Source organism: Variovorax sp. GW821-FHT10B04, from assembly GCF_059415645.1.
On the sequence record NZ_JBWKNQ010000012.1, the window covers coordinates 1 to 12,407 of the forward strand.

At 63.9% G+C, this 12,407-nt stretch carries 12 protein-coding genes; 11 read left to right on the plus strand and 1 reads right to left on the minus strand.

Annotated elements, in window-relative coordinates; genetic code table 11:
• Window positions 1-170: 170 nt before the first annotated feature.
• Complete coding sequence (locus tag AC07PZ_RS24670) at window positions 171-929, minus strand: hypothetical protein (protein WP_495297794.1); 759 nt, start codon at window positions 927-929, stop codon at window positions 171-173.
• A gap of 359 nt (window positions 930-1,288) precedes the next feature.
• On the opposite strand from AC07PZ_RS24670, the gene AC07PZ_RS24675 reads away from it, so the two are divergent.
• From AC07PZ_RS24675 to AC07PZ_RS24725, 11 genes are all read left to right on the plus strand, one after another.
• Entirely contained in the window at window positions 1,289-1,636 is a 348-nt protein-coding gene (locus tag AC07PZ_RS24675) for a hypothetical protein (RefSeq protein ID WP_495297795.1), read from the plus strand.
• A gap of 68 nt (window positions 1,637-1,704) precedes the next feature.
• Window positions 1,705-1,920 (plus strand): hypothetical protein, encoded by a 216-nt coding sequence (locus AC07PZ_RS24680; RefSeq protein ID WP_495297796.1) that lies wholly within the window; start codon window positions 1,705-1,707, stop codon window positions 1,918-1,920.
• Between the two features lie 101 nt (window positions 1,921-2,021).
• A complete protein-coding gene (locus tag AC07PZ_RS24685; protein WP_495297797.1) occupies window positions 2,022-2,702 on the plus strand; it encodes a hypothetical protein in 681 nt (226 codons plus the stop codon).
• Window positions 2,695-4,266, plus strand: a complete 1,572-nt coding sequence (locus tag AC07PZ_RS24690; protein WP_495297798.1) for a terminase — start codon at window positions 2,695-2,697, stop codon at window positions 4,264-4,266. Before AC07PZ_RS24685 ends, AC07PZ_RS24690 begins: the two co-directional genes overlap by 8 nt.
• Before the next feature lie 8 nt (window positions 4,267-4,274).
• Entirely contained in the window at window positions 4,275-6,530 is a 2,256-nt protein-coding gene (locus tag AC07PZ_RS24695) for a portal protein (protein WP_495297799.1), read from the plus strand.
• A gap of 103 nt (window positions 6,531-6,633) precedes the next feature.
• Window positions 6,634-7,809: a hypothetical protein gene (locus AC07PZ_RS24700; protein ID WP_495297800.1), complete on the plus strand. Its 1,176-nt coding sequence runs from the start codon at window positions 6,634-6,636 to the stop codon at window positions 7,807-7,809.
• A gap of 52 nt (window positions 7,810-7,861) precedes the next feature.
• Entirely contained in the window at window positions 7,862-9,142 is a 1,281-nt protein-coding gene (locus AC07PZ_RS24705; protein WP_495297801.1) for a N4-gp56 family major capsid protein, read from the plus strand.
• Window positions 9,143-9,217: 75 nt separating this feature from the next.
• Window positions 9,218-9,700, plus strand: coding sequence for a hypothetical protein (locus AC07PZ_RS24710; RefSeq protein WP_495297802.1), 483 nt, complete (start codon window positions 9,218-9,220; stop codon window positions 9,698-9,700).
• A 72-nt stretch (window positions 9,701-9,772) separates the two neighbouring features.
• Window positions 9,773-10,573 carry a RyR domain-containing protein gene (locus tag AC07PZ_RS24715; protein ID WP_495297803.1) on the plus strand — a complete coding sequence of 267 codons (801 nt, stop codon included), beginning with the start codon at window positions 9,773-9,775 and terminating at the stop codon, window positions 10,571-10,573.
• Window positions 10,570-11,241, plus strand: a complete 672-nt coding sequence (locus AC07PZ_RS24720) for a phage adaptor protein (protein ID WP_495297804.1) — start codon at window positions 10,570-10,572, stop codon at window positions 11,239-11,241. The genes AC07PZ_RS24715 and AC07PZ_RS24720 overlap by 4 nt, the downstream gene beginning before the upstream one ends.
• A 2-nt stretch (window positions 11,242-11,243) precedes the next feature.
• A complete protein-coding gene (locus tag AC07PZ_RS24725) occupies window positions 11,244-12,404 on the plus strand; it encodes a hypothetical protein (protein ID WP_495297805.1) in 1,161 nt (386 codons plus the stop codon).
• Window positions 12,405-12,407 lie beyond the last annotated feature (3 nt).

Sequence of the window (12,407 nt, forward strand, 5' to 3'; positions counted from 1 at the left end):
GCAGATGCCGACCCCGAGCACATTCGTTGGTACAGGAAGGTCCGCTTCGGAGCAACCTGAACTTCCGCTTAGGGCCCAAAGCTGCCGGTGAAACTTCGTCAAAGCGGTCATTCAACGAGACTGGCCGCAAGCTGACGCGCTTAAAAGAAATAATCCCTACACAAATAAAATTACTTGCAAGGCCGAACTTTTGGGAAAAGCTTGTCCATCTCCATCTGAGTCATGACTTTCGGCAATGGGTCTGACTCTGGAAGCCCATCAGGCCGAAGCCGGTATGGCTTTGGCGGAATTTCATTAGGGCAGCCGGCCGTAGACGGAGGTAGCGAAGCAGCCAATGCGAAGAAGCGTTCCCGCCATGGCTGCCTAGCAACATTGACATTGATCCAAACTTCGTATGAGCGACGTTTTTCTATCCACGAAAGTAGCGATATCGCATTGCCGGAAGGTGCTTCCAAGACCACTAACCGCGCCGGCATTCCGTTCACACGCTCTGGCTCATCTTCTGGCTTTCGCCAAGCACTAGAGCCATCTGCGGACATGTCGTGCTCAAACAAAGTTACCACATACCCTTCCGGGGTGCGAAAGCCACGGTATAACCTCGATTTTTTTTCACCGACGGCCTCTGGCATGAGGCCCAAGCTTTTTAGCTGAGCAAACGGGGTATTTTTGATGCTGACTGGAGGAAAATCCAAACCAGCCTTGTCCAAGTCTATTTTTCGGTAATTTATGTTGAACCGTTTTAAGTCCGCTTCACAGACCGGAAGAAAGCCTTTTTCTCTTATTTGCGCAGCTTTCGTCAACTCGAAATCCGCGTAGTTTGGCGCGTCTGGAGGAGGCCCCAACCCGCAGAAATCTGTGGCACTGTGAGCACTGAAACCGAATGTACTGCTTATGAGAAAATATACAAAATATGCGAAATGCTTTTTCATTTACAAGGATCTAATACTTATTCATTGATAGTGCAGCAAATACCGCAATGCGGAATTTCAGCTCCGTCCGCTTTTTGGCCGGTAGCAGACAGTTTGCCTGCGGCATGAAAGCTTGATGCTAGCAAACCGTTGACGGCCATTTGGGTTAGTTTTTCTGCGATTGACGCGCCTCGAAAAACGCGTTGAATGTCCCCTCGTGGCATAGCTCGGCCTGATAGAGATCTCGGCCCATTCCCGAGGTGTCGGCGGTTCGAACCGTCTGCCTCAACAGTTGTCTCCGGAACGCCCGCAAGGCTTTCTTTCCAACCTCGCCATCGGTGTCTACCGGTGGCGGGGTTTTCTTTGGCAGGTCGAAAAGCATGAGCACCAAGAAACCCGGCGAGCAGGTCATCCAGGCCATCGCAAACCTTCAGGCAGTCGGCGCCACGCCCACGCGCAAGACCATTGCAGAGGAGGCCGGCCTGCCGCTGTCGGTCATCGACTGGCACCTGCGCGCGCAGCGCGATCTTGGCCGGATCCACTCGCCCGCGAACGCCGTGTGGAACGTCGTGCACCAGCAGCACGAGGACCGCGCCATCTCGTGCACGCACCTGCCCGGCGGGCGGGTGAAGCTGGAGATCGGTGACGCCTGCATCGAGATGAGCCTGCGTGAGGGCCGCATGGTTGCCATGGCGACCGGCGGCATCGCGCTGTCGTTCGGTAAGTGATCCCAATCCGTCCGATAGAGCGCGCCAGCAGCACGGCCACGCCAGACTTCGCTTCGGCTCGATTTCAGATGCGCGGCGATTCGCACGGGCATCTGTGGATTGCCATCTGCCTGGTTGTGGTCGACGGTCAGAAGTACCGCGGCAGCGCTCGGGCGTACGTGATGGGCGAGGTCGACACGATCGCACTCGCGCAGGTTCTCGAAGCTGAAGCGCTGGAAGACGCGCGGCGTCTTGTTGCCGCAAGGAGGCTCCCGCACGACGGGCTTGGAACAACACCCCCGTAGTGTTTGCGCGTTGCAGGACCGGTGCAGATCATGCTCCGCATGATTCCGGCCTTTCATCCACTCACCCGCAACCGTCCGCCTTCCGTGAAAGGGCGTGGCTAATGGCGCGTCGCACCGACATCGACTGGTCTCCGATCCAGCGCGCCTATCGTCTCGGCAACCAATCGAACAAGCAGCTCTCTGAGGTCTTCAAGGTTGACGCTGCGACGATCGGTCGGAAAGCCAAGAAAGACGGCTGGGTTCAGGATAAGCGGAAAGATGTGCAGGCCGTCACTGACAGCGTGCTGATCCAGGCAACAGCCAATGCAACCCCGGGTTCGGGCAATGCAACCCCCAAAGTCAATCCGAATGCAACCCCCACTGCATTGGAGATCAAGGTCGCGGGAACAGTGGCGGCGGAGAAGGTCATGGCGCACCGCGTCGGGCTCCGCCGCCTGGCTGATCTCTGGAACAAGCTGGTCGGCGAAATCGAACTGATGACCGACAGCGCGGTGGTCCTGAAAGAGTTCGTTGACGCGATCGACGAGAGCGGCCCGACCGAGTCTGGCGGCTGGTACACCGACAAGAAGGCCGCGATGATGCAGGCCATCCTCGGCGCGCCCGACCGCATCGACAGCCTGAAGAAGCTGGCCGAGATCGACGAGCGCATCCGCAAGGGTGAACGTGAGGCGTTCGGCATCCAAGCCAACCCGGGCGATGAACCCGACGCGCTGGCGTCGCTCATTGCATCGTTCGGTCGCAGTGCGCTGCCGGTGGTCCATGAGGTGCCTGACGATGTCTGACGCATCGCAGACCCATTGGATGGTGCCGACCACGCCCACCGAGCTGGCGGTGTGCCTCTCCGATCCCATGTGGCGTATCTGCTCAGGGCAGATGTACCGCATCATGATCAAGGCCGGCGATGACGCGCAGGGTTCGGTCATCCCGTTCATCCCGAACCTGTCTCAGCGCCGGCTGCTAAAGCGGCTGTGGCACCGCAATATCATCCTTAAAGCCCGTCAGCTGGGCTTCACGACGCTCGTGGCCATCCTCTGGCTCGACCACGCGCTCTTCAATGCCGACCAGCGCTGCGGCATCATCGCGCAGGACCGGGAGGCTGCCGAAGCCATCTTCCGGGACAAGGTCAAGCTCGCCTATGACCGGCTGCCCGATGCCATCAAGGCGGTGCTGCCCCTTGCTCGCGACAGCGCGGCGGAGTTGCTGTTCTCGAATAACTCGAGCATCCGCGTGGCCACGTCCATGCGGTCCGGCACCATCCACCGGCTGCACATCAGCGAGTTCGGGAAGATCTGCGCCAAGTTCCCGGACAAGGCTGCTGAGGTCGTCACCGGGTCGCTACCAGCGGTACCCGACGACGGCATCGCGATCATCGAATCGACCGCGGAAGGTCGCGACGGCGAGTACTACAAGATGACCCAGCGCGCGATCGGCATGGCCGACGCGAAGACGCCGCTGACCATCATGGACTACCGCTTCCACTTCTTCGCGTGGTGGCAGGACCCAGCGTACCGCCTCGAGTCGACCCACGTGGTGATGACCGACCGGGACCGCGAGTACTTTGCCGTGGTCGAGGCGGCGTGCTCGACGACGCTCGCGCCCGCGCAGCGCAACTGGTACGTCGCCAAGCGCGACAGCATGTTCAGCGGCGACGAACAGAAGATGTGGCAGGAGTACCCCAGCACGCCCGCCGAGGCGTTCCAGGTCTCCACCGATGGCAACTACTTCGCCAAGCAGGTGGCCGCGGTGCGCAGGACCCAGAGACTTGTGCGCGTGCCGGTGCTCGAAATTCCGGTGAACACGTTCTGGGACATCGGAAACGGTGATGGCTGCGCGATCTGGTGCCACCAGCAGGTCGGCGCGGAAGACCGCTTCATCAACTACCACGAGGCGCACGGCGAGTCGCTGATGTACTACGTCAAGTGGCTCAGGGACACGGGCTACCTGTTCAACAAGCACTTCCTGCCGCACGACGCGGCCCACAAGCGGCTCAGCGACACGAACAACAGCACAGAAGAGATGCTGAACGAGCTCGGGCTCGTCAACACCGTCATCGTGCCCATCATCACCGACTTGAACACCGGCATTCAGATGGCGCGGAAGCACTTCGCATCGTCGGTCTTTGACGAGGAGGGCACGAAGCTCGGATTCAGCCGGCTCGAGAACTACAAGAAGAAGTGGAACCGCGCTGATGGCCGATGGGGTGACGAGCCTGACAAGGCCAACGGCTGCAGCGAGGGCGCAGACGCGTACCGGCAGTTCGCCCAAGCCAAGGAAGGCCAGCTCATCACCATGGCCGGGCGCACGTATCAGAGCGCCCGCCGCGCGCCTCCTGACTGGCGCTCATAGAGACCGCAATGAACCTCATCGACAATACCGACCAACCTGACAGCGATGGCCTGTCGCTCGAGACCTTCACGAGCTACTTCCGCGAGATCGACCAGCAGCCCGCCTGGCGAGCAAAAGCCGATCGCGAGATGGACTACGTCGACGGCAATCAGCTCGACAGCGAGATCCTGCGCAAGCAGGCGATGGTGGGCATGCCACCAGCGATCGAGCCGCTGATCGGCCCCGCCATCGACAGCGTGCTCGGCCTCGAGGCGAAGACGCGGACGGACTGGCGCGTCATCCCCGACAGCGACAAGGCGGGCGACGACGTGGCGGCGGCGCTGAACCACAAGCTCAACCAGGCAGAGCGGCACAGCAAAGCCGACCAAGCGTGCAGCGACGCTTTCAAGCCGCAGGTCGCAGTGGGCGTCGGCTGGGTGGAGGTCTCGCGCGAGTCGGACCCCTTCAAATATCCGTATCGGTGCAAGGCGGTCCATCGCAATGAGGTCTGGTGGGACTTCCTGAGCGTTGAGCCGGACCTCAGCGACGCGCGGTACCTCGTGCGCCGGAAATGGATTGACCGATCGCAGGTCGCGCTGAAGTGGCCGGACAAGGCGGAGCTCGTGCGCCTGGCCTCGAATCGCTGGTTCGGCATTCAGGACATGACGCTGGATGGCGGCGGCAGCACGAACCTCGCGATGTCGATGGTCGACGAGCGCGGCTGGAGCGTCGAGGAGCAGCAGTGGCGCGACATCGAGAACAAGCGCGTGTGCATCTTCGAGGTCTGGTATCGGGTCTGGGTGCGCGCGATCGTGCTGAAGGCGCCGGACGGGCGCATCGTCGAATACGACTCGGCCAACCCGGTCCACAACCAGGCCATCGCTTCGGGCGTCATTCGCCCTGAGTCGGCAGTGGTCTGCAAGATGCGCGTCTCCATGTGGATGGGCCCGCACAAGCTTTCCGACGGTCCCACGCCATACCGGCACAGCAAATTTCCCTATGTGCCCTTCTGGGGCAAGCGTGAGGACCGAACCGGAGTTCCCTACGGGCTTGTGCGCGGCATGATGTACATGCAGGACAACGTCAATGCGACCCAGTCGAAGATCCGCTGGGGGCTTTCGGCAGTGCGGACCACACGCACCGCTGGCGCCGTGTTGCAAGAGGACGAGGCTTTCCGGCAGAACATCGCGCGCATCGATGCGGACATCGTGCTCGATCCCGCGGCGATGGCCAAGAATGGCGCCGTGTTCAAGGTCGAGCGCGACTTCCAACTGAATGAGCAGCAGTACAAGATGCTCGCGGACTCGCGCATCGGTATCCAGCGCACCAGCGGCATCGCTGATGTCATGCAGGGGCGCAGCAGCTCGGCCACGTCGGGCGTGCAGGAAGCCACTCAGGTCGAGCAGGCGACCCAGGCGCTGGCCGACCTGATGGATAACTTCCGCACGGCGCGCATGGCCGTCGGCGATCTGCTGGTTTCCCTGCTCATCGAAGACATGATCGGCAAGGAAGAGGAGGTCATCATCTCCGGCAAGGGCTTGAAGCCGGATCGCGTGATCCGGCTGAACACGCCGGCGGTTGATCTGGACACCGGCTTGCAATATCTCGACAACGATGTCGAGCGGACCAAACTGAAGATCGACCTGCAGGATGTGCCCAGCACGCCGTCGTTCCGTTCGCAGCAGCTCGCCGCGATGTCGGAGGCTTTCAAGTCCATGCCTCAGCAGTACCAGGTCATCGCGCTGCCGCACCTGCTGAACCTGATGGACGTGCCCGACAAGGAGGACATCATCCAGGCGATCCAGCAGGCGGCCGAACAGATGACGCCGGAACAGATCCAGCAGAAGATCGACGAGGCAGTGAAGCTGGCCCTGTCGCAGTCGGGCGCGGAGCTGAAGGCGCGCGAGCTCGAGCTGAAGTACTCGCCCGCCATGCTGGATGCGCAGGTGCGGCAGATGGTCGCCAACGCGTTCAAGATCAACGTCGAGGCGCTCTACTCGGCGAACCAGACTGCCGCGTCGCTGGTGATGAACCCGGCGATCGCGCCGGTCGCTGACGTGGTTGCGCAGGTGTCCGGCTACCAGGCGCCGTCACCGGCCGGCGTGGACCCGAACCTGCCGATCCCCACGGGTCTGCCAGCGCCCGTCGCCACTCAGGCGCTGCCTGGCACTCACACGAACACCAGCCCTACGCAGCCGCCTGTGCCACAGACGCCGCCCGGTCCGTTGGTCGGCAGCGAAACCTTGCGCACGTCGGACAACGCGGGCGCCGCGATGCCATCGTGACACGCGCGGAACGACCAACACCCCCTTAGTGGTAGTCGCGCGGCACGCGCGTGGTTACCTTCCATCTCCAGCAACGTCGTGATGACGTGGCACCCGCAACGTCGTGAGACGAGGCGTATCCCACGAGATGGAGGGCGGGGCTTCGGCCCCTTACCCGAATCTTGGACCTCACTGCGGCCACGGCGATATGTGGCAGAGGATCAAGTTGAAGCTGGACCCAATCGAGCAGTTCTACGAAGCCCACAAGGATGCCGACGGCAACCTGAGTGATGCAGATAACGCCCGCATGCTGATGCTGGACGTTCAGGGCGATACCGGCGCCGTCGTGCGGCCGGAAGGTGGTGCGCCCGACACCACGCTGGTCACTCCGCCCGTTGCGGCTCCTGCCGCCCCTGCGGTCCCCGATCCCAATGCCGCCGCGCCAGTTGCTGCTCCTGCAGCCGCTGCTGGCGCACCTGCGGAACCTGTGCCCGTTGTGCTCGCGAAGGATGGTGTGCACACCATTCCCTTCGAGAAGCTCAGCCAGGCGCGCGAGACCGCAAAGCACTGGGAGACGGTGGCGCAGCAGACGCGCGCCGAACTCGATGCCCTGAAGAATGCGCCGGCCCCTGCGCCCGCAGCTGTTGTCGCAGCGGCGCCTGTCGCTCCGGCAGGAGATGCAGCAGCGGTGCCGGCCGACGTGTTCGGGGACTACTCGGAAGAGGCGATCGCGAAGGGCGTGGCAACCCTCGTGGATGCGAAGGTCAAGGTGATCACCGAAGCGCTCGAAGCGAAGTTCACGTCTGCGCTGGCACCCGTCCAGCAGAAGGCCGTGATCGACGCCAACGCCGCGCACTACTCGGCGATCTACACGGCCCACCCGGATGCCGACAGCGTGGTCGAGAGCGCCGAGATGAAAGCGTACATCGACTCGCAACCCACCTTCATGCGTGCTGCGATGCAGGACGTGCTGGAGAAGGGCACGGCGGATCAGGTGGTCGAGCTGCTCGATACGTACCGCAAGGCTCACCCGGCCATCGCGGCACCTGCAGCTGCACCAGCGGCAGCGCCCGCAGCTGCTCCAGCTGATGCGGCTGCGGAAGCGGCTGCGAAAGCGAAAGCCCTCGTTGCGGCGGCCAAGTCGGCGACGCCCACCAGCCTGTCGGATCTTCCGGCGGGCTCGGCGGCGCATCACGACGAAGCCGCCGCCATCTTGGAGATGTCGGACGCGGCCATCGCCGAGAAGTTCGCGGGCAAGAGCCCCGAGCAGATCCGCGACCTGATGAGCCGGCTGCTTTGAACCCATTCGTGCACCGCCGTGAGGCGGAGCCAGTCCTCAATACGGAGTTTTCATGACCCAAACCGTCATTCCCTACGGCTCGCCGCTCGCAGTGCGGTTGCAGTCGGCCGGCCTGTTCGCTGCCAACATGCAGCGCAACACCACGCTCAACCGCCTCACGGGCAAGTTCTCCCAGCAGAGCGATGCCGAATCGGTCCTGAAGCAGCAGTCCAGCAACGACTATCCGATCGTGCGTTGCATGGATCTGACCAAGACCGCTGGCGATGAAATCACCTTCGACCTGATCAACCCCATGGGCGGCAAGCCGATCATGGGCGAGCGCATGGCAGAAGGCCGCGGTCGCAGCATGTCGTTCACCCAGGACAAGCTGCGGATCAACCAGACCCGCTACCCCATTTCGGCCGGCGGCCAGATGACCCAACAGCGCACGCCTCACCAGCTGCGCCGCCTGGCGCGCGCGCAGGGTCAGAGCTACATGGACCGCCTGCAGGATCAGCTGACGCTGGTCCACATGGCCGGTTCCCGCGGCTACCACAACAACATCGAGTGGGCCGTGCCGTTGGCCAACGATCTGGACTTCGCCGACATCTGCGTGAACACGGTGAAGGCACCGACGCGCAACCGCCACTTCCTGTCGACGGGCACTGGCATAGAGCTGGTCAACGCGGCCGGCAACGAGATCGGCATCGCGACCACCGACGTGCTGAATTCGGACGTGGTCGACGCGCTGCGTACCTACCTCGACTCCATGCCGCTGCCGCCGCCCGCCGTCATCTTCGACGGCGACAAGATGGCTTCGGACGCGCCGGTCCGTGTGCTGCTGGTCTCCAGCGAGCAGTACACCTCGTTTGTGAAGTCGACGAACTTCCGCACGCTGCAGGCCAATGCGATGGCGCGCGCCTCGTCGGCTGGTGGGAACCCGCTGTTCATGGGGGAAGCCGGTCTGTGGAACGGCATCCTGATCGTGAAGATGCCGAAGCCGATCCGCTTCTACGCCGGCAGCAGCCTGCGCTGGTGCCCGAGCTACACGAGTGAGGTCGAGACCACGACCGACCTCGTGCCCGCATCGTTCGGCACCACCTATGCGGTGGACCGCGCGATCCTGCTGGGCGGCCAGGCGCTGGCGGAAGCGTTCGGCAAGAACGGCCACACCGGCAATCCATTCTTCTGGAGCGAGAAGCTGCTGGACCACGACGACAAGCTGGAAGTCCTGATCGGGATGATGGCTGGCAAGTCGAAGGTGCGCTTCGAAGTCGACTACGGCGACACGAAGCAATACACCGACCACGGGATCATCGTCATCGACACGGCGGTCGCCATCAGCGGCCAGTAAGCGACAGGCCCGGCTTCGCGCCGGGCTTCGCTGCGAACCCTCGCACCAACCCTTCTTCCCCTTCAGGAGCCTGTCATGGTCACTGTCAACAAGAAATACATCGCCAGCCAGGGCCGCTTCGGCGGCACGCCATATGGCAATGCCACCCTGCATTCGTTCAAGCTGGCCGCGCTCGCTGGCGGCGTCCTCATCGATTCCGACAAGGCCACCGCGCCGGCCGTCGGCGATGTGATCCGCATCGGTATCCTGAATGCCGGCCTCTACATCGTCGATGGCAAGGGCATCGTCTCCACGGCGTTCACGGCGGCCACGAACTGCAAGGTCGGTTTCGCCTATGTGGACGGTGTCGACGATGCCACCGTGCCGCAGGACGACGACTATTTCCATGCCGCGCTGTCCCTCAACGCGATCGGCCGCACGGAATCGAACAACAACACCGTCGTGCCGCTCACGCTGCCGAAGGACGCCTACCTGATCTTGACCTGGGCGGGCGCGGCCAACGCCGCAGCCGGCGTCCTCGACTACATCGTGTCCGGCATCGAGAGCGGACCCAAGTAATTCCCCACGCACCCCAACCCACGGGCGGACTGGCTTTCACGGGCTCGTCCGCCCTTTTTGCTCAGGATCACCATGAAGAAAATCTTGCTCCTCGCCGCACTGGCGCACACGGTCAATGCCGCCTACTGCGCGGCGCTCGGCGACACCAGCCAGGTGCCGTGGGAGGAGGCGCCGCAGTGGCAGAAGAACAGCGCCGTGTTGGGCGTTGAGCTCCATCTCGAGAACCCGAACCTCGGGCCGCAGGCCAGCCATGAAGCCTGGCTGAAGGTCAAGGCGGAGGAGGGGTGGGCCTACGGTGAAGTGAAGGACGTGGAGAAGAAGCTACATCCGTGCTTCGTTCCGTTCGAGCAGCTGAGCCAGGCGCAGCAGGCCAAGGACTTCATCTTCCGCGCGGTCGTCCTGGCCGGCGCGGTGCTGTACGACACGCTGGGCGAACTCCCAGAGCCGGTCGTCGACACCTTCACGAAGGTCATGGTCAAGACGCACGTCGAGGGCAAGACGCCGGTGAAGTATGTGGGCCTGCGGGAGGTCTACACCGACGGCCTCTTCGGCACGCAGATCCTGTTCCGTCGCGACGAGACCAAGCTGGTGCCCGATGACATCGCGCACAAGATGTTCAAGCACCCGTCGGTCTATGAGCCCGGCGACGCGGCGGAGGCCGTCGAGGTGCCGGTGCCGGCCGCGGAGAAGAAGGCGGACAGCTCGGAGGAGGATCTGCAGAACCTGCGCGACCAGGTGGCGGCGATGGACAAGACCTCGGTCATTGCCTACGCGCAGAACCACTACCGCATGGACTTCTCCAAGCACGCCACGCTGGACTCGCTGCGCGCCAAGCTCATCGGCCTGATCGATCAGTACGGCGCCGCGCAATGACCCTCGCCGATCTGATCGCGCAGTTCCGCACGGATGCGGACGACACCGTTGCGCCATTCTTCTGGTCCGACGAGAGCGTCGCGGGCTGGTTGAACGAGGCGCAGGAAGAAGCTTGCATCCGTGCGAAGCTGATCTTCGACGCCAGCACGCCGGCGGTGTGCGCGATCGTCGTCGTCGCGGGCACTTCGGTGTATCCGCTGCATCCGGCAGTGCTCGACATCAGCTACGCCACGCTGGTCGACCAGACGGAGGTCGTCGAGCTCGGGCGCACCGACCGTATCGAGCAGTCCCGGCTGAACCCGCATTGGCGCGTCGATGTCGGCCGGCCGACTGCGCTGATCCAGTACGACACCTCGATCGAGCTGAACGCCAAGCCGCCGGTCGCCTATGCGCTGCGGCTCGAGGTCAACCGATTGCCGCTGGAGCCGATGAAGGTGAGCGAGCCGACCACGGCCCGGCCCGAGATCGCGGCGGTCCATCACCGGCACCTGGTGCTGTGGGCGCTGCACCGCGCCTTCAGCAAGCCTGATGCCGAGACGATCGATCCGGCGCGCGCGACGCTCGCCGAGAAGGCTTTCGAAGCGGTGTTCGGCCGCCGCCCTGACGCGAACCTGCGGAAGAGCGAGCAGGCCAACCTGCCGCACGTCAACAAGGTGTTCTGGGGCTGACCATGGCGGCGGACCTCACCTACACCGGCTTCGCCGGCATTCAGAACACGCTCGACGCCAAGAGCCTGGGCACGGGACGAGTCGCGGATGCCGTGGACGGCTACTTCGATGCCGCGCGGGTCTTCGAAGCGCTGCCGGTGCCTGCGGCGCGCGATGGCGTCGCCTGGCGCACGACCTGCGGCACGCTGGGTGTTGCGGCGGACGGGGCGCTCTATCGGATCGGCAGCCCCTCCATCGCGCTGTCGGCGCAGCTGGCCGGCGACCACCTGGCCGGTGCCACGCTCAGCGGCGTGTCCTTCATCACGGACGGCGAGCAGGGGCTGATCATTTCGACCGATGGTGTGCGGCCATGGGGCTTTCCAGAGCCGGTGCCTGCGATCACGCTCGGTGCCGGTGCGCTGTCGGCGGGAATCTACCGCGTGGCATGCACGTGGGTGCTCGACGATGGCCGTGAGAGCAGCGCGACCGTCGTCGATGTGCAGGTGGCCGAGGCGTCGTCCCTGATCCTGACGCACATGACGGCAGCGCCTGCGGCGGCCGTGCTGGCGCGGGTGTATGTCTCGGATGTCGACGGAGCAGAGCTGTATCAGCGGCGGGAGGTCGCCGCGGCGCTGGCCAGCGTGACCGTGTTGGCGCTCGGTGAGGCCGGGCCCGTGCTCGAGAACGCGGAAACAGCGCCGATGCCAGCGGGCCGTTGCGTTGCCATCTGGGGCGCCCGCGTCGCGGTGGCCGCCGGCAATGAGGTGCTGGTGTCCGTGCCGTACCAGCCGCACCTGCATCAGGCCCTGCTGCGGTTCCGGTTCGAAGGCGAGGTCCGTGCCCTGGCGGGCGTGGACAGCGGCCTCGTCGTCGGCACGTCGGTGGGCACCTGGTTCCTGCCTGGGCTGGACGCGCAGGCTGCAGCGCTCTTCCGCCTGAATGACTCACCAGTGCTGCTGCAGAACCCCACGTTCGTGCGCGCCGGCGACTTCCCCCACGGCGATGGCACCTTGCCCGCCGGCGCGCTGCTGGTGACCCGCCAGGGCGTGCTCCACGTTTCCGACGCTGGCGAGGCCATGCCGGTGACCGCCAACGTCTTCCACATCCCCGCAGGCGAGCGCGCATCCGGCGCGGTCGTGCCACTCGGCGGCGGGGCTCAGTTCATTTTCACAGTCGAGGAGTGACCC

Bases quoted from the DNA above. Each gene is read 5' to 3' on its own strand.
- AC07PZ_RS24670 (WP_495297794.1), bottom strand. From the start codon at position 929: ATGAAAAAGCATTTCGCATATTTTGTATATTTTCTCATAAGCAGTACA.
- AC07PZ_RS24675 (WP_495297795.1), top strand. From the start codon at position 1,289: ATGAGCACCAAGAAACCCGGCGAGCAGGTCATCCAGGCCATCGCAAAC.
- AC07PZ_RS24680 (WP_495297796.1), top strand. From the start codon at position 1,705: ATGCGCGGCGATTCGCACGGGCATCTGTGGATTGCCATCTGCCTGGTT.
- AC07PZ_RS24685 (WP_495297797.1), top strand. From the start codon at position 2,022: ATGGCGCGTCGCACCGACATCGACTGGTCTCCGATCCAGCGCGCCTAT.
- AC07PZ_RS24690 (WP_495297798.1), top strand. From the start codon at position 2,695: ATGTCTGACGCATCGCAGACCCATTGGATGGTGCCGACCACGCCCACC.
- AC07PZ_RS24695 (WP_495297799.1), top strand. From the start codon at position 4,275: ATGAACCTCATCGACAATACCGACCAACCTGACAGCGATGGCCTGTCG.
- AC07PZ_RS24705 (WP_495297801.1), top strand. From the start codon at position 7,862: ATGACCCAAACCGTCATTCCCTACGGCTCGCCGCTCGCAGTGCGGTTG.
- AC07PZ_RS24710 (WP_495297802.1), top strand. From the start codon at position 9,218: ATGGTCACTGTCAACAAGAAATACATCGCCAGCCAGGGCCGCTTCGGC.
- AC07PZ_RS24715 (WP_495297803.1), top strand. From the start codon at position 9,773: ATGAAGAAAATCTTGCTCCTCGCCGCACTGGCGCACACGGTCAATGCC.
- AC07PZ_RS24720 (WP_495297804.1), top strand. From the start codon at position 10,570: ATGACCCTCGCCGATCTGATCGCGCAGTTCCGCACGGATGCGGACGAC.
- AC07PZ_RS24725 (WP_495297805.1), top strand. From the start codon at position 11,244: ATGGCGGCGGACCTCACCTACACCGGCTTCGCCGGCATTCAGAACACG.